The following is a 26,285-nucleotide window of genomic DNA, read 5'->3' as shown; positions in this document are numbered from 1 at the left end:
GGAGCCTATCCGTCCGTCCTGCATAGGATCAGCGCAGCAGGGCCGCATCGCCCCAACTGACAGGCAGCATTTCACCGACAGCCCCATCCTCTGCCTGCGCCATCATTTCGATCAACGCCACGCCCTTTACATCGACGGAAATCGGCTTTGGCGGTTCGCCCCGTCGAGCCGCAGGCGTGCGCGCTAATAATTTGCCATCGCCATAGACGGCAAACCGCACCCCATGGCTTGCCGTCGCTGCACTGTCATCGACGCCGACCATGGCGGTCAGACGACCATAGCCATCGTTACGTATCTCCAGCCGTGAATTGGCAAGGACACCAATGCCGGACGCATAAGTCTTGCCCGCAATGGTGAGCGGCTGGTTATAGGGTGTGGCATCGGCTTGCGCGCCGCCCCAGCCTGCGTAGATGGGGCGTTCACCAGCCCCTCTTGTGCCGCGCCAGCCCGGAATAGAGCGGAAGATGGTCGGGTCGGGGGCGGGGGTGGTAACCCCGTCAACGGCGGGATTGATGTTGCCGGGCTGCTCCGACAGATAAAGACCGTTCGCCAGCGTCCGATCGCCCTTTGCGATGAAAACGAGGGTCTGTCGCGGCGCAACCGTCATCGCCTGCTCCCCGGTAAAGCGACTCTGCGCTCCGGTCCACAAATCGGTCAGCGCGATGGCGCTGTCTTCCCGGAATTTGAGATGGTCTGCGGTCAGCACCGCATCGACAGATGCCAGGCCCCGGTTGAACAGCGCGACAGCCTTGTCGCCATTGGCCAGGGTCTTGACCAATATCTGAAGCGAATCGCTGTCAAAGGCGACGATCGCCTGATGGCCCGCCGGGTCCTGATTGATGGCGATCAGGTCGGCATTACCGAAAATGTCCATCAGGGGCTGCGATGTCTTGCGCAGATCCGCGCCGATCAGCAGCGGCGCGTTCATCATCGCCCATAGGGCGAAATGCGACCGTGCCTCGGTTAGGTGCTGCGCATCGAAATCGCCCTGACCGATGAACAGCATGTCCGGATCGTTCCACGACCCCGGATGGGCATAGAGCGCCCGGCGCACGGCGCTGTCATAGTTTGTCAGCATCCGCGCCCAATGGGGGGTGATATCGTCGCTGGTACGCGAGATATTGCCATAATCCTTGCCCCAGGCGCGCACATTGGCGCTGCCCCAGACGCACAGCGAGAGAAGATAGTCATTGTCCGGGTTGTGACGCGCGAGCGACTGGTTGATCTGGCGGAACAGATCCTGCACCGCCGGAACATCCGATCGCGTCACCGAGGTCTGATCGATCAGTGGCGCAAGCATGCGATACTTACCGGATTTTACCGGCGCGCTACCCTCGCCAAAGGCCCGGATGCCGCATCCGTCCACTTTGATGAGATCGAAACCCCAATCAGCAAAGAACAGGCGAATATCCTTATCAATATGGCCATAAAGTCCGACTTCGCGTTCGGCTATAGAGCCTTCAGGCAATTGGGCTTCGCCGGTCGAATAAGCCTGGGAGCAACTGTTGCGGCCGAGGTCCGAATAGATGCCGGCCTTAAGCCCCATGGCATGGAGTTTATCGGTCAAGGGGCGGAAAGAAGGGTCACCTTTGCCAGAGCGCAGCGACGAAGGAAATTTTTCCGAACGGATCAGCAATTTGCCATCACGCGGGCGGCGTTTGAGCCACCAACCGTCGTCGATATTGATATAGCGATAACCCTTCTGGGCAAGCCCGCTATCGACGATCCGCTGTGCCGATCCCAGCAGCTTCTCTTCATCAATCTCGGTGAAGAAAGCGTTCCAACTGTTCCACCCCATGGGCGGTAGCGCGGCGCTGCCTCCCTGATAGGCGCTCCAGCGCCCCTGTGGCGCGAGCGGGTCGGGCGTCTGGGCGGACAGGCTGGTGCTGGCCGCAAGGGCAGTGAGGCCGAGCAGCAAGCCCCGGACGTGAACCTTCGTCATCAGGCAAAATCTCCATCTTCAAGCATGAGCGGGCGTCCGGCCTTGAGCGATACCGTCGCGCGCCGACTACCGAGCCTTATGGTCCTTTGGCCGTCCATGTCGGGGTGCAGCGTGACGCGCGTTAGCCGCCCATCGCGCCAGGCGAGATCGACGCCGCACCTTCCGCGCGCGCGCAGGCCGGTGACACGTCCTTGTGGCCATGCGCTTGGCAAAGCGGGCAGCAGGTCGATGACGTCGCCACGGCTGTAGAGCAGCATCTCGACGATCCCGGCCGTGCCGCCGAAATTGCCGTCGATCTGAAAGGGCGGGTGGGCGTCGAACATATTAGGATAGCTGTGGTCGGGGCCGAGCAGGTATCCCAATATGCGATGGGCATGATCGCCCTCGCGCAACCGCGCCCATAGGGTGATACGCCATGCCGTTGCCCAGCCGGTCGCCCGATCGCCCCGAATTTCCAGGGTCCGGCGGGCCGCGGCGGCCAGGTCCGGCGTGTCTTCAACGCTGATCTGGTGCGAGGGATAAAGCCCATAGAGATGAGAGACATGGCGATGATCCTGTTCGGGCGCATCGGCGTCCCAATCCTCCCGCCACTCCTGCAACTGTCCCTGTCGGCCAACCTGATAAGGCGCAAGGCGCGATCGGGCGGCCTCCAGTTCAGTCACGAAGCCGGCATCTACGTTCAGAATTTGCGCGGCTGCGATCGTCTGACCGAACAGGTCGCGCAGGATTGCCATGTCCATGGTCGGCCCAGCGCACAGGGTGCCGCCATGGCCATGCGGATTTTCAGGGCTCATGGACGGGTTGGTGACGAGGTAGCCGGTCTTTGGCTCTGGCTGCAACGTATCGAGGAAGAAGCGAGCGGCTCCGGCCATCAGCGGATAGATGGAGGTCAGGAAGGCGCGATCCCGACCATAATCATAATGATCCCACAAATGGGTGCAGAGCCATGCGCCGCCCGTCGGCCATAGCCCGAACTGCGCGCCGTCGATCGGCGCGCTGGCGCGCCACAGGTCGGTATTATGATGCGCGACCCAGCCGCGGGCGCCATACATGGTCGCTGCCGTGCGCGCGCCGGTGACGGCGAGGTCGCGGACCATATCGACCAGTGGTGTGACGCACTCACCCAGATGCGTGGTCTCGGCAGGCCAATAATTCATCTCGGTATTGACGTTGATCGTATATTTCGACCCCCAGGGCGGGCTGAGGCTGTCGTTCCACAGACCTTGCAGATTGGCAGGCTGGCCGCCCGGCCGTGACGAAGAGATCAGCAGGTAGCGACCATATTGGAGATAGAGCGCTGCAAGCGCCGGGTCGTCCTGGGTCGGCGACGCGGCAATGCGCTTGTCGGTCGGCAGGTCTGCGGCAGCCGATCGGCCAAGGTCGATCGACACGCGATGAAAGAGCCGCCGATGCGCGTCGGTTGCGTCCGCCGCGACCCGCGCAAAGGAACGGCCACGCACGCGATCCAGCGTGGCCTGGGTCGCGGCTACGGGATCGCCGCTGACATCATCGAACCGGCGATGGCTGGTCGCCATGGCGATCATCAGCGTGACCGCATCGGCACCGCGCACCAGCAATCTGCCGCCTGCACCTGGCTCGATCCGTCCGCCCTCTACCGAAGCGGACAGGCGGGCGGCGAACTGCAAGCCGCCCTTTATGCCTGCGGCATCGCCATTGCGGCCGGTCATCAACAGGCTTGCCGATCCATCGGCCTCAACCGCGACGATCTTGTGCGGGGACGCCAGGCCGATATCGACGTTGAGCTGTCCTTCGCCCGATGCCGTCAGACGCATTGCGATGACCTGATCGCCTGCCGACGCGATCACTTGGCGCTGATGATTAATGCCACCGGCGGTAAATCTGGTGGTTGCCATGGCGCTGTCCAGATCCAGGCTGCGCCGATAGTTGGACGTCTGCCCCAGGCCGGGGAAATCCAGCATGAGATCGCAAAAGGCCTGATAGGGCATTTGCGTGGATGGTGTGGCGAGGACGGCGTCGTTCGCCAGGGCTTCGGCCTCGGCAATCTTGCCTTCGAAGATCAGCGCGCGAACTTTGGATAGCGCGGCACGCGCCGCAGGGTTGACCGGGTCATAGGGCTGGCCCGCCCATAGGGTGGACTCGTTGAGTTGCAATCGTTCCTGGCGGATGCCACCAAAGACCATCGCCCCCATTCGCCCGTTGCCGACAGGCAGCGCCTCCGTCCACACCGATGCGGGCTGTTCATACCAGAGCATAAGAGGTGAGGGCGGGCGAAAGGCTGCCCCACGCGCGTGCACGGATGACAGGGCGGCGGTGCCCGCTGCTATCGCCGCAACGCTCTCGCGACGGCTGAATTTCATGGCCTTGCTTCCTCCACCGCTTCGGGCAAGGGCGACAGGGTGAAGCTGTCGATATCGATATAGCCGCCGTCCGGCCGCGCATTATAGCAGGAAAGGGCGAATTGCTGCCCCTGGAACGTGCCGGTGCGCCAATCGAATTTCAGCGGGAAATGATCGCCTACGCCAGTCCATTTTCGTCCGTCGCGGCTGTAGGCGACGCGGCCTTCGTCACGGACGAAGTCCATGTCGGTGCGCAGCCAGAGCGTCTGGCCCGACACGGGCACGGATGCGACACGGGTTTCGGTGCGGGGGCCATCCTCCGTGGAATCGGTCACCATCATGGTCAGGGCGCGGCGACCCTTGTCGCTTCCGACAATCGACAACTGCGCGCTGATCTTGCCGAATGTGCCAACACCGCACACATCGCCTGTGCGCAATCCGCGCATGTCCACTTTGACGATAGCGCGGCTGCCCGGCCCCTGCCCCTTTTGCGTCAGCGTATTGCGTGCCGTCCACAGCCGGTCGGCTTGGGTTGCGTGAAGCCGCAGGAAGCCGGGCCGTTCGCGCAAAGACCAGCGGCGGTCATCGGGATTATGGTTCCATTGCCATTGCAGGCCCAATGTCGATGCGGAAAAATCATCCGATGCGGGCGGTTCGGCAAAGGGGTGGCCCATGATCGGCTTGGGCGCGCGGTCGGGTACGCGGCCCGGTGCGTCGGGCGTGCCCCATATCGGCCAGTCGTCCTGCCAATATACCGGGCTGATATTGGTCATCCGGCCGATCGATCCGGCATCGACCATGACAAAGCCGGCCCATTGGCCATTGGCCAGATCAACCAATGCGCCCTGATGGCCGCCGCTGGTGTCGTCGATCTGCGGACGGGTCTCCCACGGTCCCTGCAAGCTGCGCGCCCGCGAGACGCTCAGCGCCAGTTTGGAAGGGAGCGCGTTGAACAGATAATACCAGCCCGCGCGCTTGATGATCTTCGATCCTTCAGCGCCCTTGTTATAATGGACGACCTTGGACGCGGTAATCTTGGTGACGTCCTCGTTCATCGTCAGCAATGTCACTGTGCCGTCTGTCCCGATCGACGTCATCAGATAGGCTTGGCCATCATCCTCGAAGAACAGCGCCGGGTCGAAAGCGTGGCGATCCAGTTCGGTATAGGTCCAGGGGCCGGTCGGGCTGTTCGCGCGATAAATGCGCGTGTTGAGCCCGATCGGACTGACGGCCACATAGAAAGTGCCTTTGTGATAGCGCATACTGGCGGCGAAGAAGCCCCGACGATAATCGCCGCCATCGCTCAGATCATAGCGCGGATTGCCCTCCAGCCGATCCATGAGATGGTCGGCAATCTGCCAGTTCACCAGATCCTTCGAATGAAGGATGGTCATGCCCGGCGCATTGGCGAAGGTCGTGGTGATGAAGTAGAAATCCTCGCCGACGCGAATGATGTCGGGATCGGGATAGTCGGCGAAGAGGACCGGGTTGCGATAAGTGCCATCGCCCTGATCCGCGCGCCAGACTTGCGCGGGCAGGGTGGTGGCGGCCAGCGACAGCCCTAGCAGGGCGATGGATGACTTGATGGTCATGAGACGCCCTTTTCAGGATGCAGGGGTGTGGCGATAGGGACCGACGACCGTTCCGACGAACCCCCCTGCTTTGCGCGTGCTCAGCAGTGTCGCGTCCAGATCGGATTTGAGCGTCGCCCGCTTTCCGTCCACTTCATAGTCGAACGCCATCTTGCCACCATCGGCGCGGATGGTGAGCGTTACCGGGCCGGTGGCGGTCAGCGGTGCGGAGGCGACCAGCGTATCGGTATCGGCATTGTCCCGCGACGCCAGCGTGACCATCTTTTTACCCCCAACCTGGGTAATGCCGAACACTATATGGCTGCGGTCGCTCTGGATTGCGGCTAGCCCGGCGGTGTCGCCATCCTTTTCCGGGGTGAAGCGAATGGTCGTGGACATGGTGGCGATGGCATGTTGCTGCCGCCGTCCGACGAAGGCCGGAACGCCATTCAGATCACCCAGCGGCGTGCCGCTTTCCAGTTCCAGCGCGCCGTTGGTCACGCGATAGAAGGGCTGGCGGGGTGTGCGGATGCCGATCCACTGCATCGCCAGACGATCGCCGTCGAAATCATCGGTGTAGGTGAAGTTGCCGCTCATCGGCAGCGCAGGGCCAGGCTGGGCGGGCAGGTCAGGCACCTTGCCCACATGGGGTATCTTTTCGCCACGGGGCAAAATGATCGGCCAGCCATCCTTCCATGTTACGGGCAGCAGGAAGGTTTCACGCCCGATATTGTAGAAGTCGCCCTCATAGGGGCGTACCGCCAGGAAGGTCGCCCACCAGTCCCCCTTTTGCGTCTGGATCAACTTGGCGTGCCCGGCGGACCCAATCGGATCGGGCCGGTTGGGGTCCATATCCCGCTGGGTGAGAATGGGATTGTCCGCATAGGGAAGATAGGGGCCGCGCAGTTTCTTCGATCGCAGCACGACCTGGGAATGATTGACGCTGGTACCGCCTTCGGCGGCGGTCAGATAATAATAGCCATCCTTGCGGAAAATATGCGGGCCCTCGATCCATACCGGCTTTTTGCTGATGTCGACGCCGCCGTTGATCAACTGGGTGCTGGGGCCGACCATTTTGCCGGCGCGCCAGTCATATTCCTGAATCCAGATGGCGCGATGCCCGTCATAGCGGGGCTGTTCATCGGGCGCGCGGTTGTTGACGATATAGGCCTTGTCTCCCTCCCAATAAATGGACGGGTCGATCCCTTCAAAGGGCAGCCAGATGGGGTCGGACCAGGGACCGGCGGGATCAGTGGCGGTGATGACGAAGTTGTTGCGGCAAGCGACGCAGGTATTGACGATGTAGAAGACGCCATCATGCCAGCTGATGTCGGGTGCGAAGACGGCTTCCGATGTGCGGCGACCGGTAAAATCGAGCTGGCTGGGCCGGTCGATCGCATTGCCGATCTGGACCCAGTTCACCAGATCCTTCGACTTGAAAATCGGCAGGCCGGGGAAATGGGCGAAGGAGGAATTGACGAGATAATAGTCGTCGCCGACGCGGGTAATAGTGGGATCGGGATAATAACCCGACAATATGGGATTGATATATTCGCCTGGTCCGGCCTTCACCTGCTCAATGGACCTGCCCTCATAGGTGAAGCGGTCGAAGCGCGCCGGTTCGGCCTGGGCCACCGCACCAGATAGCATCAATGCGACGAAGGGCAGCAGCCGTCCCCTCATTCCTTGGCCCATGTGCATCAGTCCCTCTCCTCCAATTATCGGTCGCGATCTGAACGGGAGGACGTGTTTGAATCGTCTCACCCTGCCGGTCCGATAGGTGATAGCGCTAACATATATCCTTGTCGACCCGGTTGCGAAAGATCATGTGAACGAGACATCCCCGCGTCGGAGATGACCGGGATTGGGCGATGCTATGCAATAAAATTGCCCGCCCCTTGGAAAAGGGGCGGGCCAGTGGGGGGAAGCCGTCATGGTAAAAGGGTGGCATCGTGACTCACGTCATCATGGCGCGGCTGGCGGGCAGGCCATGGGCGCCCCGCTACCCTCGATCTGCACATTGCGCAGGCTGACCATCGTTGCTGCGTCGGCCCCCATACGGAAGGGCGTGCCAACCGCTTTGAAATCCAAGCCCTTGTCTTTGAAACATTGGAGCGGGATCTGGATGCTGCTTTCCCGGCCCAGTGGTGCCGCCGCTACCAGCGCGCTGACATCCAGCCGCGCATTGCCCATTGCGATCGAAACCGGGCCAGTGCCGCGGGCATCCACCCGCCAATCAACGCGCAAGGCAAAGCCGCCATTGAGTTGCCGCAGCATATCGACCGGGGGGCCGTCGATCGCGACATCACCTTTGCTGCTCCACTTGAACTGACGTCCATCCTCCTGCGCGGCGATATCGACCGCGCGCATCGACACGTTGCTGTCGAGGCCCAGTCGCCATGGATCAAGCACGCGACCCGTGCGCAGAAAAAGGCTGTCGCTGACCGCAGGACCCTGTTCCACACGGGGGTCTTCATTCACTGGACCTTGGCTGTGGGGGTGCGCATAGTCGAGGCCATATCCGACCGGGAAGAGCGGGGCTGTGACAGGAGAGCGGGCGTCCGCTGGCCAGGCGAAGGGCAGGCGACCCGTGAAGTCGCGGACGGCTTTGCCATCCTTGCCCGCCACCAGTACGTCGGCGACACCCTGCCCCTGCGATCCGGGCAGCCAGCCTGCGACGAACGCATCAGCGAGATTGAAGGCCGGGCCGACGAACAGCGGGCGGCCCGACAGGAAAAGCGCAACGGTCGGGATATCTTGCGCCTTCAACTTGGCAAGCAGTTCGCGTTCACCATCCTGACCTTGAAAGATGAGGTTCGACACGTCGCCTTGAAATTCGGCATAGGGCTGTTCGCCGAAAACGACGATGGCAACATCAGGCTTGTCGGTAAAATCCCCGGCCGGTGCCAACTGCCCGCTGCCTCCCGCCTGCTTGACTGCATCAATGATGGCACGGCCGATGGTGCTGCCTTTGGGGAAATCGGCGGCGCTCGTGTCGGTGCCCTGCCAGGTTATGGTCCAGCCGCCCGCCTGCATCGCCATATTGTCGGCACCCGGTCCCGTGACCAGGACTTTCGCACCGGGACGGATCGGAAGCAGCGACCCTTCATTCTTGAGCAGGACAAGCGATTTGGCAACGGCTTCGCGGGCGATCGCCAGATGCGCATCGGCTCCGACCAAAGCCGGATCGCCGCGCGCGATGCGGGTCGGCCCCATCAGGCCTAGCTTATATTTGACGCGCAAATTGCGCCGCAAGGCATCATCCATTCGCGCCATCGGAATCGTGCCGTTGCGCACATCGCGCAGCGTGGCGTCGAACAAACCCTTCCAACTATCGGGCGCCATGAACAGGTCCAGTCCTGCATTGATCGACGCCGCGCAATCCGTGACGGTGCAGCCGGGTACTTGCCCGTGACCATTCCAATCGCCGACGATCAGCCCTTCAAACCCCATCCGCTTTTTCAGAACATCGGTCAGCAGGGTCGGATTGCCATGGTTTTTGGCACCGTTCCAACTCGAAAAACTGGCCATAACGGTGAGAGCCCCTGCGTCGATGGCGGCAGGATAGCCTTGCGCATGGATGCGGATCAGCTCTGCTTCGGGCAATCGGGCGTCGCCCTGATCCTTGCCATTTTCCGTGCCACCATCCGCCAGGAAATGCTTTGCGGTTGCCGCCACCCGCAATGGACCAAGCGGCTTTCCAATCGACAGATCACCTTGCAGGCCCTCGACCATCGCCTTGGAATAGGCTTTCACCAACGCCGGATCGGCGGCATAGCCCTCATAGCTGCGGCCCCAGCGGAGATCCTGCGGCACTGCCAATGTGGGGGCGAAGGTCCATTCGATACCCGAACCGGCGATTTCGGCGGCGGTGGCCATGCCGATGCGCTGGATCAGTTCTGGATCACGCGCCGCGCCAAGGCCAATATTGTGCGGGAAAATTGTCGCGCCCGGCAGGTTCGAATGGCCATGGACAGCGTCAACGCCGAACAGGATCGGGATGCCAGCGCCCGCCTTTTCAGACGCGGTCCGATAATCGCGCACCAGCTTGATCCAGGTCGCGGCATCGGCGCGTTCGTCGCCGAACGGCCCGGAATTACCGCCTGCCAGGATGGACCCCAAGGGATAGCGGGCAAGATCGGCGGGCGTGATGGCACTGATGTCCGCCTGAATCGTCTGGCCAACCTTCTGCTCCACCGTCATGCGTGCGATAAGGCGGTTGATCGCGGCTTCGGTTTGGCGATCGGTGATCGCCGCAGGGCTGCGTGCGGCAGGCCATACTGCGGGATTGGCTTTCGCCGCCGGTGGCACCACGGTCGGGTCGAGCGCTGCACGCTGTTGTCCCCACGCCTGCATATTGCCGCCAATGGCCAGCGCCATGATCATGATTCCCGCTGCTGAGCGCATCGGCATCCTTCCTCGTCAGTTTTCTGTGAACGTTCTCAATCCCTGTTTGTCATGGGTTGCGAGCGGGATCAAGCCTTTTGCGGCAATTGGTCGTCAGCACCGATCTGCGTGACGCAACAGGACGGCCGCAATAATGGACAGGAAGGCCAATACCAGGAAAAGCCCGGAGAAACCGAGATTCGGCACCAGCACCAGGGTCAGCGACGGCATGATAAGCGATGGTACGGTATTGGTGAGGTTGAACAGCCCCAGATTGCGGCCGCGCCGTCCGTCATAGGGTAACACTCGCAACGTTTGCGCGCTGTGCAGCGCAAGAAAGACATTGCTCGAAAGGCCGAACACCAAAAAGCCGGTAACCGCTGCGGCTGGTCCCCGCGCCATGGCCATGGCGGCAAGGCCAAGGGCGGCAAGAATGGCAGCAATGCAGAGTGGAAAGATCGGCCGATCATGACGGTCAGCCCAACGGCCCGCGATCAAGGCGCAAGGTGCTGCCAGAAACAGAACCAGGGTCAGGATGCGCGCGGTGAGGCTATCGTCGAACCGCCCGTCGATCGTCTGGAACCAGAAATAGAGATAGGCGAACAGGGCGGCTTCGGCGATCTGGACCAGCAGGCGCGCGCACCACATGCGGGTAACCATGGCGCGGAGCCAAGGCAGGGGAGCTACGGCATCGTCACGCGGACGTTGCGTTGCTACCTTGCCGGATTGGCCCAGCAGCACAAGCGGCAGGATGCACGACATTGCCAGCAAAGCGACCATCGCAAAGCGCAGCGGTGGATCGGCAAGACCGGGCATCGTAACCACTGATCCCGCCAATGCGCCTGATGCTGGCGCAAAGGCAAGCAACCCGCCAAGCCGCCCTTTCTGCCTATCAGGCACGCAGTCCCCGGCCCAGGCCGCCAATGGACCCAGCATCATGTTGAGCGCCATCTGCCAGAGCAGGATCAGCAGGACCAGCGGCCCAAATCGGTCGACATGAGGAAACAGGCCCAGCAACACGCTTGACGATAACAAGCCGACCAAGACCCAAAGACGGCGAGAGCCGCTGACATCACTCAGCCAACCAAAGAGGATGTTGGCGAGGCTGGCGGCGATGGCCCCGACAAAAGTGAGGATGGCCAGCCACTGGACATTGTCGGTCCCCGCCAGAAGATCAACGCGCACGGGCAGCAAGATGGTCAAAAAGGGGGTGTAGGCGATGGCGGCACCTGCCCACGCGAGCGCATAGAGAAACAGGAAGCGACGATCGCTACCCGCCGCCGCTTGTTTAGGCGACATCGGGCGGGGGCGCGGTAGAAGCCCGCTCGACCAGACCCATCGGTATGATGACGGGCGCGGGCGGATCGAGCGTCACACTGGGCGCTGTGATGAGCAGGCGCACCGCCATGGCCGTTGTCTCGGCAATGGGTTGGTCTACAGCGGTCAGCGGCGGGGTGGTGAAGCGGACAAGCGGCGTGTTATCGAAACTGACCAGCGACAGATCGGCAGGAATAATAAGGTCCGCGTCGCGCGCCGCCTCGATCGTGGCGAGTGCCATCTGATCGTTGCTGGCGATGATAGCGGTTGGCCGTTCGGCGCGCATAAGCAAGGCCTTCGCAGCCCGCAAGCCGGAAGCATAGCTGAAATCGCCCGTTTCGATCAGTCCATCGGTCTTCAGATCGGCTGCCGCCATTTCCGCCTGCCAGCCATCCACGCGCCAGCCCGACAGTCGATATTCGGCGGGGCCGGCTATGAACCCGATGCGCCTATGCCCCATATCCAGCAGATGCCGCGTGGCGCGTCGCGCGGCGCCTTCATCGTCCATCGACACGCGGATACCCGCCGGCAGCGCGCCATCCTCATGCCCCTGCGCCCCGATACGGGCATAGGGTACATGGTGACGCTTCAGCGTCGCCAATATGCGGGGATTATCGGAGTGGGGTGGCGTCAGGATCGCGCCATCGGGTTGGAGCGCCGCCAAAGCAGCGCCCAATTCACGTTCCAGATGATCGGCATGGGTATCGACCAGTTCGAAGATCATGCGATAGCCATGTTCGGCACATTCCAGCATGCCGCCCAACAGCATCTGGTCGACCCAGTCCGTGCCCTGGCGCGCGCGCCAATCCGCGATCGTGCGTTCGCGATCGTTGAGCGCCAGAATAAGATAGGAGCGCGATCCACTCATCCGCTGGGCCGCAATGGACGGCACATAGCCCAGCCGATCAATCGACGCCTGCACGCGATCGCGCATTTCCGGGCGGACATTGGGCTCGCTGTTGATGACGCGGCTCACCGTCTGCAGGGATACGCCCGCATCTGCCGCAACATGTTTGATCGTGACTGCCAGCCGCCGTCGCGCCATTTACTGCCCATTCTCCGTCGGGGGAACGGCGTCTTTCTGCCAGACACGCACCCAATCGATCTGCATCGTCTTGGGCAAGCCAGTCGGATCGACGCCCTTGCTGTTGCGTCCTTCGGGCAAGTGGCCGCCGATGGCAAGATTGAGAATGAGATGGAAGGGGCGGTCGAACGGCGCGCCTGGCTTGTCCGACCCCAGACTGTGCCATTCATGCGCCGCGCGCCGTGCAAACTCCACGCCGTCCACCCGCCAAACGATGCCAGTGACGTCCCACTCGATTTCATAGACATGGAAGCCATCAAGCGGGGCCGGCATAGGCGTTTCGTCGCCGATATAGCGGTTGCGTGGCGGGAGACCGCCAAAGTGGATCGTCCCCAGGACACGATCCTCGACCTGCCCTCGGCAGGTATCACAGGGCGTGCCTAGATTGACGGCTTCCATGATGTCGATCTCGCCGGACTGCGCCCAGCCGCCATAATCCCACCCTTCGGGCAGCATCCATATGGCGGGCCATGTTCCCTGGCCCTGCGGCAGTTTCGCGCGGACCTGTGCCTTGCCATAAAGCCAGGCCGCCTTGCCATCGGTCGAAAGGCGCGCCGATGTGAAGGGTTTGGTGCGGGTTGCGCGCACCTTCTCAGGTGTATTGCGCTGATCCGGCGGGAAAGCCGGGCCTTCATGTCTCTCCTGCCGAGCGATGATGTCCAATAGGCCATTGGCGACCCGATGGTTGGCCGCAGAGGGGGTATAGCATTGCTGTTCTTCATTGCCCCCGCCCCAGCAATTATCAGCCAAGTTCCATTTGCGTGGGTCCAGCGCCGGACCATCAAATTCATCCGCCCAAACCTTGCGCCAGCCCGGCTGTTCCGGTGCGGCGACCGCTACTTCGGCACCGGCGCACAGCAGCGTCGCGATGAGGAGGCGCGCGATCATGCCGCCACCGGCTCCTGCGCGCTGCAATAGCGCGCAATATAGGCGGCATGATCCGGCAGGTTCGCCACGGTACGGGACACCTGATGCTTGAGTGACGTCATGAGATGGTTCAGTTCGTCGGACCTCAGCTTCCCGGCTATGGGGTGATGGCTTTGCGGGGTGATGCCCTGACCCATCATGACCTGCACCCAGCTATTTTCCGCGAACAATTCCTCATTCTTGCGGAAGACGCGGCCGGTCTGCCGGAATAATTCCATGCGGTGGGTGAGGCTGTCGGGCACCGCCATCGCCGCGCAATGACGCCAGAAGGGCGTATCGCGCCGGTCCGTGGCTTTATAGTGCAGGATGAGGAAATCACGGATCTGCTCCATGTCCGTCATCTGTTGATCGTTGAATTCGGCGATGTCGAGCGGGCTTACGGTGCCCGCGGGCAGCATCCGCAAGATGCGCAGCACGGCCCGTTGGATCAGGTGGATGGACGTGGATTCCAGCGGTTCCATGAACCCGCCAGACAGACCCACCGCCACGCAGTTGCGATGCCATTGCCGCCGCCGTGCCCCGGTGCGGAACCGGATCGGGTTGGGTTGCACCAGCCTGTCGCCTTCGACCGAGGCCAGCAGTTTTTCGAGCGCAGCGTCCGGGTCCATGAAGCTGCTGCAATAGACGATGCCATTGCCCTGCCGGTGCTGGAGCGGGATGCGCCATTGCCAGCCCGCCTCATGCGCAATGGCGCGGGTATAGGGGACGGGCGGCCGCACGCTGCTGGTCTGGATCGCCACCGCGCCATCGCAAGGCAACCAGTGGGTCCAGTCATCATAGCCGACATGCAGCGCCCCTTCGATCAGCAAGGCGCGAAAGCCAGTACAGTCGATGAACAGATCCCCTTCGATCTGGCGATCGCCGTCCAACAGGAGCGCGGCGATGTCGCCATTGTCGCCGTCCAGTTCGACCTTGGCGATGCGCCCCTCGATCCGCTGGGTGCCGTCTGCTTCCGCCATCCTCCGCAGGAAGCGGGCGTAAAGCCCCGAATCGAGCTGATAGGCATAGTTCATCCGGTCGTCGGGCAAATGTGCGAATCGACTGGCCTCCGCCGCCTTCAACTCCAGGCAATAGTCGCCATAGGGCGCGTCATATCCATGGGTTTGGGCATGCAGCCAGAAATGCTGGAACCCCGCCGACCAATGATCCTTGCCGGTCCCGCCGAAACTGTGGAAATAGCTTTCGCCCGGCACGCGCCAATTTTCGAAATTGATCCCCAGCTTGAACGTGGCCTGGGTCGCGCGCATGAAGTCGGCTTCGTTGATGCCCAATATGCAATTATAGGCGACCAGTGGCGGGATGGTGCTTTCGCCCACGCCGATCGTCCCGATCTGCTCGCTTTCGACCAAGGTGACTTGCGCAACTGGTCCCAGCGTGCGGGCGAGTGCGGCGGCCGTCATCCAACCGGCGGTGCCGCCCCCGGCGACGACGATGCGAAGGGGCAAGGATGTCGTGTTCATAGCGACAGGCTCCTCAACAGAAAATGATGCAGGCGTTGGGCGGTTTGCGCGTCGAGCGGGGCCAGTACGCCGCGGCCCTTTTCCGGCAAGTGGGCGCGGGCTGCCTCGCCGCCGGAAAAGACATAATGGTCGAACATCGCCTGCCAGATCGCGCGCTCCTCTTCGGGCAGGTCGCGGATGGTCATGATCGCATGGTGCAGCGCGTTATGGGGCTGGCCCAGATAACGTGGCGTGTCGCGCCACCAATAATTCACCAATATATTGAAATCGGACAGCCCTTCGACATGATGATACCAGAGCGAGGGTATGAACAGTGCATCTCCCGGCTCAAGCTCGGCAACCTGCGCGGTCGCGAGCGCATCGCGGAAACGGGGATAGGTCGTAAAATCTGGGGCCGCGAAATCGACCATCGAGATTGGGCGCCCCGCCGGGGTGATGTCGATCGGGCCAAGATAAAGATTGGCGAACTGGTCGGGCGGGAACAGGGTGAACCGTCGACGCCCGGCGGCGCAGCAAGCAAAATTGTCCGGAAAATCATTATGGGCGGCGATGCGGGACGCATTGCCGATCCACAAAGATGCCAACGGGATGCGCGAACCCAGCGGCATGGGGTTCGCGTCGGCCAGCCCGTAAAAAAATTCATGCATATCGACCGAGCCGAGGTAGACGGTAGGGACTTGCGCCGCATCCTGCCCTCGGGCCGTATCAAATCCTGCAAAAATTTCCGGCAGCTTGGCTTTGCCCATACGGAAATTAACCGCCATGTCGGCATCGTAAAATAGCCGCCCCCCGGCATCCGGCTGTGCGGAGGAAAAGACGAATTCGCGGTCGCGGGCGTGCGCCAGCAGATAGGCCCGTGCAGCCCGGTCCGATTCCAGTCCTGCCTGCACCAGCGGCCAATCGCGGACCAGCCCGCGAATGACGAATGGGGTCGCCTCCTGCCGCAGCAACGCATCAAGCATCGCAGCGTCAGGCGCATCAAGCACCCGAACCGGCGGCAGCTTGGCCAGCCCGGTCTCAGTCACCGGCTACTCTACGGTTCTTGCGCGCGACCAGTTCCGTGAATTGCGCGATCGACGCCACCGCCATGAACAGCGCCATCAGATGCCCGGCGCGGTGCAGATCATCGAGCGCGGCGGCATCGAGCGCGCGCAGCCGTTCCTCATCAATGATGTGAAAGCCTACCAGGCTGTTATGCGTTCCGTCGACTAGTGGCACGTCCAGTGTGAACGGTTCGAGCAGGGCATGGCGCTCCAGCGCGGCGAAAAAGTCTGTGCTCGCCACAAAGGCTGCATCGAGATCGCCAAGCCGTTGCGCGATAGTGTCCAGCCACGCCGTCGGCTGTCCCGTCTCGTCGAACAGGCGCACGCCCTCCTCGCCCGCATGGACAAGGCGCGGACTGGCCATATCGACATGCACCTGCGGCGGCCTGCTTCCATCGGGCGAGCGGCCGATCAGGAAGGGTTGTACTGCTTGTGCCAGTGGCTTGTAGCTCGCATCCCAATGATCGTCTTCCAGAAAGAGATTTTCGCCATTGGCAAAGCCGAACAGCGCGACGGCCGACCATGTTCCGCTTTCAAGGTCGCGCCGGAACAATATGGGGAAATGGGCCTGGGCCTGTCGAAATTCAGCCGGCATCAAAAGGCAGGCCATCACCGCATCGCCCAGCGCCGCCCCGCTGTCCGTGCGAACGCGCAGGTCACGATGGGTAAGGGAATCGAGAATCTGGTGCTGGGTCATGACGCGCAAATGGCTCCATTGGCGATGATGCCGGTGTCCCGTATTGCCACCGATGTTTCTCCTGGCCGATGCAGGACAAGACCGCACCCTGTCAGGTACGGTCTTGTCCCATCGTGCCGGAAATCTATCAAGTCATTCCGTCAGAAGTTGACGCGAAGGCCTGCGCCATAACGGGCATATCCTGGCGAGGCGAAGAACACGTTATTTTCGCTACGCAAATGGCCGCGGCGGCTGGTGCCGGTCAGATCAATGGCTTCCACAAAGGCAGTATACCCTTTTTTGAACTCCCAGCTCGCGCTGGCATCAACCTGGCCATAGGCTTCGATGTAGAAGGGATTGGGCCCGGTTCCAGCGAGGAACTTATCACGCCAGTTATAAGCGATACGCGCCTGAATGCCGTTCTTGTCATAGAATAGGACGGCGTTGGCACTGTCGGACAAGCCGGTCAGCGCGAATTGCGGGACGCTGGACGGCTGGCTATTATCATATACGGCGTCGCCGCGAACGATCGTATAGTTCAGGATCGTGCCAAAGCCCGTATCCCAGAAACTATGCTGGATCGCGAATTCGAAGCCATAAAGATGGGCACTCTGATCCGAGTTGATCGGTGTCGATACCTGGAAATTGACCGCGCTATCTTCGGGCAGGCCCAGAATTTTGCCCGTATAGTTGCCTGTGGTGGGGTCAAAGCTATCGACAATGACCGACGCGGGATAATTGGCGAAGATATAGTTGCGCAGGTCCGTTGTGCTGGCATTGCCCCCCAATGCCGCGACCGCCGCCCGATAGCGCGGCCCGTCGGCCGGGTTGGTCAGGCCGAATGCGTCGGTATCAATCCGGGTGCTGGCAATGAAGTTACGTACCCGCTTGTCGAAAAAGCCGACCGACACATAACTGGATGGTGCATAATACCATTCGGCTGACAGGTCGATATTCTTCGACTTGTACGGAAGCAGGCCGGGATTGCCCTGGCTGCCGGTTCCGCCTCCGATACGGAATAGCTGATCGACCGTACGACCGCCCTGCATCGACGCATAGTCGGGTCGGGTAATGGTATGGCTGTAGGCGGCGCGCAGCTTTACATTTTCGATCGGTTCGAAATCGATGTCGAAGGCGGGCAGCCAGTTTTCATAGTCCCCTCGGAAGGTCGTAAAGTCACTACCAGTCCCATAAGTCAGGTTGAACTCATTGGCGGAGACCCATTGCGTGCCAGTGGGGATCGGCACCAGCGCAGAAGAGCGAATCTTGGTCTTTTCGTAGCGTACGCCCGCGCGGAAATGGGCTGGACGATTGGCAAGGTCGAAGGCAAGGTTGGCCTGCACATAAGGCGCGACGGTCCGCTCACGAATGCGGCGATCCACTGTGAAGGTGGACAGGCAATTGCCATCACCGCCGCAAATGCCATTCAAATCGTCAAGAAAGCCGACCATCTTCTCGAAATTGAACGTATAGAATTGCTGGAGCATGGCCGGATCGCCCGCGCCCGACAGACCCTTGAACTTGTCCGGCAAGCTTTGCAGCGTGAACAGGTCGTCCGACAATTGATCCTTGGTCGTGGACCCGCCCCACGTGTCGTTCTGAATGAAGCCATAGGCGGACCGCACCTTGTTTTCGATATAGGTGACGCCGAAATCGAGGCTGTCGAGAATGCTGGAGTCGAAATCATAACGGCCGCGTAGCTGGCCTTCGTTGATACGATCCTTGAAATAGGCGTTACGGAAAGCGTTGCCGGTCGCCTGAATATTGCCCGCGTCCAAAGCATTGATGCCCGGATGCATTTCGACCGAAATCACTGGCAGGTCTTTGGTATAATTCACGGTCTGGCTGCGCACGCCAAATACCGCCGTGCCGACCGACGTGCTCGTGCCATAGGGGTTGTTCGCGCCCGATTCCGCTGTCGAATGATGCGCGTCCAGCTCCAGCCGCAATCCGCCCGGCCCATCCCACGCGATATTACCGCCCAGGGATTTGTTGGTCGATCGGTTCTCGGTCAGCGCACCTGAATAAGAAAGGTCTTTGCCCTCGTTCGCTTGGAACTGTTCGGAATAGAATTTCGGCCCCGCCACCGGACCATCGGTCCAGGCGCTCGACACATCGTTGAAGTTGAACCAGACGCCGACATTGGAATTGCGCACCTGAACGGTATTGCGCGAATAGGTATAGTCGAACGTCGCGGTCAGATTGTCCGCGGGGCGCACCTGCAACACGATCTGGCCGTTCAGACGCTCACGTTCGATATCATTAAGGTCGTAGCTTGCATTTTGCTGGACCTGGTAGACGTCGTTAGGCCCAGGACGATTGTCGATATTGGCAAAGCGCGGATCACCCGCCTGCGGCAGCGAACCCCAGTTATTTTCCGATCCCAGATAACCATCGCGCCAACCGACATTGGCCTGATTCACGCTGGCTTTGCGCTTCTGCCACGATCCAGTGACGGCAATACCGAACAGGCCATCGGCGAAGGTATCGGAAATGATGCCCGATATTTCCGGGGTCACCGGATTGCCCTCATTGCGCGAACTGTCATAGACGCCCTTGACCGCGAAGCTGCCCCTCAGACCTGGCCGGTCCAGGGGACGGGGCGTCTTGATATTGATGGTCGATCCGATGCCGCCGGTCGGCAGGGTAGCGCGGCCGGATTTGTAGACTTCCACGCCTGCGACGCCTTCCGACGCCAGATTGGCAAAGTCGAAGGATCGGCTGGCCGGCGCGCTGGCACCATCGCCCAAGCTCGATGTGGGCATCTGGCGACCATTCAGCAGCACCAGATTGAACTCCGGCCCAAAGCCACGAACCGTAACGGTCGATCCTTCGCCGTTCGAACGGTCGATCGACACGCCGGTAATGCGCTGGAGCGATTCTGCGAGGTTGGTGTCGGGGAATTTGCCGATATCCTCCGCCGAAATCGCATCCACCACACCCTGGGCGTTGCGTTTGATGTCGCGGGCGGCATTCAAACTGGCCCGGATGCCCGTGACCACGATTTCCGCTGGCGCTTCGTCGACAGCACTGTCCTGCGCCATGGCCGACTGCATGCCCATGCTCAGGGCCATCGCGGACGCGCCAGACACATAAACGGATAGAGTCCGAGTTTTGGAAATTGTCATTTTATCCTCCCCGCGCCGCGAATCGGCGTCTGACACCCTTGTTGTGAACGTTCACCTAATTGATAACGTTCACTTGGTCAATCCGTTTGCGATTATTGCCGATGGATTGCGCAACCGTAGAACATAGGGCGCAACCCGTAGCGTCATGGCCTTGGGGGTGGATTGCGCGATCCAAAACAGAGTGATTGCAGTCCTGTAGAACGCGAACAGGCGCATCGCCGGGGGAGCAGGAATGGGCGTCAACCGGCCGAATATCCTCACCGCAGCAGATAGGCGGTAGAATTTGTATGAGTATTGCTTTATTGAATTTGGGCGTCGAAAATAGGGCGCGCGGAAACGAGGGGATGCAATCTATGAAATTCAATCTCTTGGTAGCATTGGCTTTTGTTGCCATTCCCGCGCCGCTTCTCGCTCAGTCAGCGCCGATCAGGCTGACGGTGGAGGCTCAAGGGGAGGGCCCCAAAATTGATCGCAATATTTTCGGCCAGTTCGCGGAAAATCTGGGCACCGGCATCTATGGCGGGGTCTGGGTGGGTGAGGAGTCACCCATCCCCAATGTTCGCGGCATTCGCAGCGATGTGGTGGAAGCGCTCAAGGCGCTGAAAGTGCCCAGCGTCCGCTGGCCAGGCGGGTGCTTCGCCGATGAATATCATTGGCGCGACGGCGTTGGCCCGCGCGACAAGCGCGCCGTGACGGTGAACGGCAGTTGGGGTAACGCGCTGGAAAAAAATGATTTCGGGACGGACGAGTTTTTCGACTTCCTCCAGCAGATCGGCTCGGAAGCCTATATTTCCGTCAACATGGGTTCTGGCAGTGTCAAGGAGGCGGCTGACTGGATGGCCTATATGACGGCTGATGCGGGCACGACTGCGGGAGCCGAGCGTGCCGCCAACGGTCATCGCGAACCCTATCGCGTCAAATTTCTCGGCATCGGCAATGAAAGCTGGAGTTGCGGCGGCGCATATCGCGCCGACTATTATGTCGATGAGATGAAACGCTATGCGCGGTTCGCCCGCAATCTCAATATTCAGCAGCAGGGGACGGACAATCCGGCGGGCGGATCGGTCGCAGGGGCTGATCCGATGCAGCGGATTGCCGTTGGTCCGGGCGGACTGGATACGGCCTATACCGAATCCGTCATGCGGGCTTGGAAGGAGCATGACTGGAGTTGGAGCATCGAGGGACTCTCGATGCACCACTATACATGGATAAGCTGGCCGCCCTCCTTTTCGAGTGTGGATTTTGGTGAGCGCGAATATGCCATGCTCATCCAGGATACGCTGAAGATGGAGGATATGATCCGTGTCCACGCGGCGGTGATGGACAAATATGACCCGGACAAGAAAGTCCCGCTGGTTATCGACGAATGGGGTGTTTGGCTTGCCAAGCTGCCGGGCAGTCGCGACGGATTTCTCCATCAGCAAAACTCGATCCGCGACGCCATTATCGCCGCCATCAATCTTAATATGTTCACGCGCCACGCGGACCGAGTGCGCATGACGGCCATCGCCCAGATGGTGAATGTGTTGCAGGCCATGATCCTGACGGATGGGCCAAGGATGGTGCTGACCCCCACCTATCATCTGTTCAAAATGTATGTCCCGTTCCAGGACGCGACGCGACTCCCGATCAGCTTTGATGCCGGAACCTACCGCTTTGGCGACGTGAGCGTTCCGCGCATCGACGCGATCGCGGCGCGTGACACGGATGGCAAGTTGTGGATCGCGCTGACCAATGTCGATCCGACAAAGCCAGCGCAGATTGACGCGGAAGTTGCAGGCATGCGTGCCCGCCTCGCGTCGGGCACCGTTCTGACGGCCGATCGGGTGGATGCCGTCAACAGTTACGAGAAGCCGGACATGGTCGTGCCGCGACCAATATCGGCGAAGGTCAGCAATGGCCGCATCCAGATGACGCTGCCGCCCAAATCGGTGACGGTGCTGTCCGTCCAACCATAACAGTTTTGGGTTGCGAGGCTTTTCAAGCGCAGGATCATTTTGGAGCAGCCGCCATGGCATTTCAGAAGCAAGACTGGCGGAGACCAGTTGTCGCTCGACTTCGATTATTGGCACTTCACGCGCTGATGCAATCCCGCGCGGACCGACAGGAGAGAGGGTATATGAGGGCATTTCTGATAGCGACTGGCGCGGCCATCATGATGACCGCGCAAGCCCACGGCCAATCCGCTGACACGCCGACCGGGTTGGACGAGCTGGGCCGGACCCGTGCGGTCGTGTCGGGGCAGGATGGCCGTTTCGCCTTTCAACCGCTGCGGAACGGCGTGCAGTTTCGCCTGAACGGCGTTGTGAAATCCGTCATCTTCTATTCTCCCCAGATCGTACGGGTAAACGCCCATCTGGGCGAGTCTTATTGGACGCAGCGCAGTCTCGTGGTGATCCGTGAACCCGCCATTGTGCCTTTCACCATGGAGGATAGTACGCAAACGCTCGAATTGACGGGTAGCAAGGTGCGCGTGGTGATCGACAAGGCGAGCGGCGCGCTCACTTATTATGATCGCACCGGACGACTGCTGACGCGCGAAGAACCGGACACCCCCCAGTCGATCGACAAGCGCGTCATTTCCAATGCACCGACTTATGAGGTGGAGAACCGCTTCACGCTCAAGCCCCAGGAGGGGATTTACGGGCTCGGTTTTACCAGCGATGACGAGGTCAATCGCCGCAACAAGGAGTTGCTGCTGGTTCAGACCAATGTTGGCATCATTATTCCTGTGATGGTCTCCACGGAGCGTTATGGCATCCTTTGGGATAGCTATTCGCAGATGCGCTTCAAGGATGACGTGCAGGGCGCGCGGCTGTGGGCGGAAAGCGCGCCGGGCGGGGTCGACTATTATTTTATGGCCGGCGACACGATGGATGGCGTCATCGGTGCCTATCGCTGGTTGACGGGCGACGCGCCTATGTACCCAAAGCAGGCTTTTGGCCTCTTCATGAGCAAGGAGCGATATCCCACGCAGGACCGTATCGTGGAGGTAGCAAAGACCTTTCGCAGGGAGGGTTTCCCCCTCGATTATATCGTGCAGGACTGGCAATATTGGGGCAGCGATAAGGATGGCAAATGGTCCGGCATGATTTGGGATCCGGTGCGCTTCCCCGATCCGGAGGGGATGAGCCGCACGATCCATGATCTGAATATGAAACTGATGGTGTCGATCTGGCCATCGGTCGGCAACGATACTCCGCTGGCCCACGAGCTCGACCAATATGGCTTGCGCTTCAAACCGCTCCACTGGATTTCCAAGCAGGCGCGCGTCTATGACGCCTTTAGCCCCAAGGGGAGTGACATCTACTTCAAGCACATAAAGTCAGGCCTGCTCGACAAAGGTGTCGACGCCTTGTGGATGGACGGGACGGAGGTGGAGGTCAGTTCGGCCATGTGGAACCCGGTCGACAATGTCCGCGATACGAAGGCGCTGGGCAGCAATGCGATGGGGGACTTCACCCGCTACCTCAATCCCTATTCGCTGCTGACGACCGAGGGGACCTATAAGGGGCAGCGCGCCGTCAGCGACAAGCGCGTCTTCACGCTGACTCGGTCCGCTTGGGCGGGCGCGCAACGCACGGGCGCGGCGTCCTGGTCTGGCGATATCTACGCAAGTTGGAAGACCTACGCCCAGCAAATTGCAGGCGGCGTCAACGTGACTGTTACTGGCAATCCCTATTGGACGCAGGATACGGGCGGCTTCTTCGTCAGTGATTTTCCCGGCGGCGAAAACAATCCCGCGTGGCGCGAACTTTTCGCCCGATGGTTTCAATATGCCGCCTTCAACCCGATCATGCGTATACATGGGACAAACGTCGAGCGCGAACCCTATATCTTCAAGACGCTGGACCCGCAGCTCTACAAAACGCTGCTCGATACTGTGCATCTGCGTTACCGGCTGCTCCCTTATATCTACAGTCTCAGTGCCCAGGTGACGTCGGACGGCTATACGCTCATGCGACCGCTGGCGATGGACTTTCCTGACGATCCGGCAGTGCGCGACATCAGCGACAGCTTCATGTTTGGCTCTTCTCTGCTAGTGCATCCCGTCACGCGCGCCATGTATCATATCCTCCCCTCATCACCGACGACCGTGGCGGCCAGCGATCTGCGCACGGCCGATGGCAAGCCGGGGCTCGATGTGCAGTATTTTCAGGGCGAAAATTTCGAAACGCCGCGTGGCAGAGCGGTGGATCAGAAAATTGATCATACATGGCCAGATCCGCCCTTGGCCGAACTGCCGCCTGGCCTAACCTCGCTCAGTCATTTTTCAGCCCGATGGCAGGGCGACATCATCGCGCCGGAGGATGGCGAATATGAAATCGGCCTGCGGGGCAATGACGGCATGCGGATGTTCCTGGGTGGCAAGGCGGTCATTGACGAATGGAACCGCAGCGCGACGCGGACACGTACCGTCCGTTATAATCTGAAAAAGGGCGAAAAGTTGCCCGTACGCCTGGAATTTTTCCATCCCGAAGGAGGGCGGGTGTTCCAATTTGTATGGCGAACGCCGTCCGAGCTCAAAAGGGACGCTGCTGCACGTCATGCACCGCCCGACTTCAGCATGGCGACCTATCTGCCGGAAGGGTCCGACTGGTTCGATTTCTGGACGAATGAAAAACTGCCGGGCGGCAAAACGACAAAGCGTGATGCGCCCTTGGACGTCCTGCCGCTCTATGTTCGCGCTGGATCGATCATCCCGATGGGGCCGGTCCTGCAATATGCAACGGAGCGTCCCGATGCGCCCTATGACATCCGCGTCTATGCCGGTGCGAACGGTCACTTCACGCTCTATGAGGACGACAACGAAACCTACGCCTACGAAAAGGGCGCGGCCGCGCGCTATGATCTGGTTTGGAACGATGCAAAAGCGACGTTGCAAATAAGCGAGCGGCAAGGATCTTTCCCTACCCTGGTTAAGCAGCGACCGCTCAAGATCACCATCATCGGGCGGAAAGACACCAGGACGCAGGCTCTCATATCGTCCGAACGCACCGTCCTATATGATGGACGGCGTCAGGTGGTGCGGTTCACTCAGCGATAGGCGGCGGACCGATCTGAACTGCCGCGCGATGCTTGCAATACAAGAAGACAAGGCACGGCGGGCGAAGGTTGAAGCCACTTTAACTGCCCGGCCTGCCTTCCCCACAACAGATCCACTCCACGCTCCTGATTGGGTCGTGCAATAATATATGACGATCCCTAACAATAAGCGACGCAGCTTTTGGGGAGCATGCTGCGCCTAGACGTGAAGCGGTTTTGTTTCGTTGGTCAGAACGCCGATAGGCAAGGCGTATCCGGGTGCGTTCAACGATACGCGGCCTCAGGCGCTGGCCGACTATGCCATTGCCCGTGCCTTCCAGTGTGCCGGGCTCGAAGGCGCGGAGGTGGAGGATGTGGTGCTCGGCTGCGCCATGCAGCAGGGGGCAACTCACTCAAATATTGCCCGGCAAGGTGCGCGACGGGCCGGATTGCCGATTTCCGTCGCGGGAATGAGCATTGACCGCCAATGCGCATCGGGCCTGATGGCGGTCGCCACCGTGGCCAAGCAGATCATCGACCAGGGCATGAACATGCTCGAAACCACGGGAATAGTTGGGCGGCACGATAATATCAGCCGCTAGGCCCAGAACGAACTGGGCGTGCAGTCGCTGCCGCAGAGGCAGGACGGTTCGCACAGGAAATCGTCTCTATGACTACGATCATGCTGGTCACTGACAAGGCGAGAGGCGCAGTCACAGCGCGCCACGATGTGCGTGGGCGGCGGCTGCGAACTGGCCCTGTCTCACGATATGACTGTTGCGTCGGAGCAATCATCATTTGCCCTGCCTGAGGTGAAACGCGGCTTCGTTGCTACGGGCGTCCGAACTCGGATTGGTCAATGATGTGATCGAGACCAGCGGCGCTGTCGAGGGCGCCCTGGCGCTGGCCGAGCGGATTTGCGTGAACGCGCCGATTGGAACGCGACGCCGACCGGCACGATCTGCGCATGGCGCATCCGCTGCTGACGACCTGACGCAAAAGGGCGCAGCCGGTTGCCCCGACTGCGCCCTTTCGTGCGACCCCGAAGGGATTTCGATTAGACGAGCTGTTGTTCCAGTTCGCCCAGCACGCGGTAGCAATCAAATACCTTGGCGACGCTCGAATTGGGCTCGCGGCCTTCGCGGATCGCGCCGATAAATTCGCGGTCCTGCAATTCGATGCCGTTCATTGACACGTCCACTTTCGACACGTCGATCGGCTCTTCCTTGCCCGTGAACAGATCGTCATAGCGCGCGATATAGGTGCCGGTATCACCGATATAGCGGAAGAAGGTGCCGAGCGGCCCATCATTGTTGAACGACAGCGACAGGGTGCAGATCGCCCCGCTTTCGCTCTTCAACTGGATCGACATGTCCATGGCGATCCCCAGTTCGGGATGGATCGGTCC

17 protein-coding genes and 1 pseudogene are annotated in these 26,285 nt (G+C 60.8%); 5 read left to right on the top strand and 13 right to left on the bottom strand.

What is annotated here, in order from left to right:
• Positions 1–28: 28 nt before the first annotated feature.
• From J2W40_RS14955 to J2W40_RS14935, 5 genes are all read right to left on the bottom strand, one after another.
• Positions 29–1,942 (bottom strand): NPCBM/NEW2 domain-containing protein, encoded by a 1,914-nt coding sequence (locus tag J2W40_RS14955; RefSeq protein ID WP_310226208.1) that lies wholly within the window; start codon positions 1,940–1,942, stop codon positions 29–31.
• Entirely contained in the window at positions 1,942–4,281 is a 2,340-nt protein-coding gene (locus J2W40_RS14950; protein ID WP_310226206.1) for a glycoside hydrolase family 95 protein, read from the bottom strand. Before J2W40_RS14950 ends, J2W40_RS14955 begins: the two co-directional genes overlap by 1 nt.
• Positions 4,278–5,852: a glycoside hydrolase family 43 protein gene (locus tag J2W40_RS14945; RefSeq protein ID WP_310226205.1), complete on the bottom strand. Its 1,575-nt coding sequence runs from the start codon at positions 5,850–5,852 to the stop codon at positions 4,278–4,280. Before J2W40_RS14945 ends, J2W40_RS14950 begins: the two co-directional genes overlap by 4 nt.
• Before the next feature lie 12 nt (positions 5,853–5,864).
• Complete coding sequence (locus tag J2W40_RS14940; RefSeq protein ID WP_310226203.1) at positions 5,865–7,514, bottom strand: glycoside hydrolase family 43 protein; 1,650 nt, start codon at positions 7,512–7,514, stop codon at positions 5,865–5,867.
• A 282-nt stretch (positions 7,515–7,796) separates the two neighbouring features.
• Positions 7,797–10,211 carry a glycoside hydrolase family 3 protein gene (locus J2W40_RS14935; RefSeq protein ID WP_310226201.1) on the bottom strand — a complete coding sequence of 805 codons (2,415 nt, stop codon included), beginning with the start codon at positions 10,209–10,211 and terminating at the stop codon, positions 7,797–7,799.
• Between J2W40_RS14935 and J2W40_RS14930 the strand changes: the two genes are divergently transcribed.
• On the top strand, positions 10,210–10,350 hold the full coding sequence (locus J2W40_RS14930; RefSeq protein WP_310226199.1) for a hypothetical protein: 141 nt from the start codon (positions 10,210–10,212) through the stop codon (positions 10,348–10,350). The two genes, J2W40_RS14935 and J2W40_RS14930, sit on opposite strands and share 2 nt — an antisense overlap.
• On the opposite strand, the gene J2W40_RS14925 is transcribed toward J2W40_RS14930, so the two are convergent.
• From J2W40_RS14925 to J2W40_RS14895, 7 genes are all read right to left on the bottom strand, one after another.
• Complete coding sequence (locus tag J2W40_RS14925; protein WP_310226197.1) at positions 10,332–11,516, bottom strand: MFS transporter; 1,185 nt, start codon at positions 11,514–11,516, stop codon at positions 10,332–10,334. The two genes, J2W40_RS14930 and J2W40_RS14925, sit on opposite strands and share 19 nt — an antisense overlap.
• Positions 11,506–12,579 (bottom strand): LacI family DNA-binding transcriptional regulator, encoded by a 1,074-nt coding sequence (locus J2W40_RS14920; protein ID WP_310226196.1) that lies wholly within the window; start codon positions 12,577–12,579, stop codon positions 11,506–11,508. Before J2W40_RS14920 ends, J2W40_RS14925 begins: the two co-directional genes overlap by 11 nt.
• Positions 12,580–13,506, bottom strand: a complete 927-nt coding sequence (locus tag J2W40_RS14915) for a glycoside hydrolase family 16 protein (RefSeq protein ID WP_310226194.1) — start codon at positions 13,504–13,506, stop codon at positions 12,580–12,582.
• Positions 13,503–15,005 (bottom strand): tryptophan halogenase family protein, encoded by a 1,503-nt coding sequence (locus J2W40_RS14910; RefSeq protein WP_310226192.1) that lies wholly within the window; start codon positions 15,003–15,005, stop codon positions 13,503–13,505. Before J2W40_RS14910 ends, J2W40_RS14915 begins: the two co-directional genes overlap by 4 nt.
• Complete coding sequence (locus tag J2W40_RS14905) at positions 15,002–15,967, bottom strand: cupin-like domain-containing protein (RefSeq protein WP_310226401.1); 966 nt, start codon at positions 15,965–15,967, stop codon at positions 15,002–15,004. Before J2W40_RS14905 ends, J2W40_RS14910 begins: the two co-directional genes overlap by 4 nt.
• 55 nt (positions 15,968–16,022) lie before the next feature.
• On the bottom strand, positions 16,023–16,745 hold the full coding sequence (locus J2W40_RS14900; RefSeq protein ID WP_310226191.1) for a SapC family protein: 723 nt from the start codon (positions 16,743–16,745) through the stop codon (positions 16,023–16,025).
• Between the two features lie 140 nt (positions 16,746–16,885).
• Positions 16,886–19,852: a TonB-dependent receptor gene (locus tag J2W40_RS14895; protein WP_310226188.1), complete on the bottom strand. Its 2,967-nt coding sequence runs from the start codon at positions 19,850–19,852 to the stop codon at positions 16,886–16,888.
• A gap of 353 nt (positions 19,853–20,205) precedes the next feature.
• On the opposite strand from J2W40_RS14895, the gene J2W40_RS14890 reads away from it, so the two are divergent.
• From J2W40_RS14890 to J2W40_RS20600, 4 genes are all read left to right on the top strand, one after another.
• Positions 20,206–21,810 (top strand): alpha-N-arabinofuranosidase, encoded by a 1,605-nt coding sequence (locus J2W40_RS14890; protein WP_310226186.1) that lies wholly within the window; start codon positions 20,206–20,208, stop codon positions 21,808–21,810.
• A gap of 161 nt (positions 21,811–21,971) precedes the next feature.
• The gene (locus J2W40_RS14885; protein ID WP_310226184.1) at positions 21,972–24,899 is read left to right on the top strand and encodes a TIM-barrel domain-containing protein; all 2,928 of its coding nucleotides are present in this window, start codon (positions 21,972–21,974) and stop codon (positions 24,897–24,899) included.
• Between the two features lie 223 nt (positions 24,900–25,122).
• Positions 25,123–25,479, top strand: a complete 357-nt coding sequence (locus J2W40_RS14880; protein ID WP_310226182.1) for a thiolase family protein — start codon at positions 25,123–25,125, stop codon at positions 25,477–25,479.
• Positions 25,480–25,605: 126 nt separating this feature from the next.
• Entirely contained in the window at positions 25,606–25,740 is a 135-nt protein-coding gene (locus J2W40_RS20600) for an enoyl-CoA hydratase-related protein (protein WP_409050386.1), read from the top strand.
• A 194-nt stretch (positions 25,741–25,934) separates the two neighbouring features.
• Here the strand turns inward: J2W40_RS20600 and J2W40_RS14875 are convergent.
• A pseudogene (locus J2W40_RS14875) lies at positions 25,935–26,285 on the bottom strand (oxidoreductase); the annotation flags it as partial.

It is taken from the genome of Sphingobium xenophagum (genome assembly GCF_031457465.1).
Classification (GTDB): domain Bacteria; phylum Pseudomonadota; class Alphaproteobacteria; order Sphingomonadales; family Sphingomonadaceae; genus Sphingobium; species Sphingobium xenophagum_A.
This window is presented reverse-complemented; position numbering and strand designations above follow the sequence as displayed.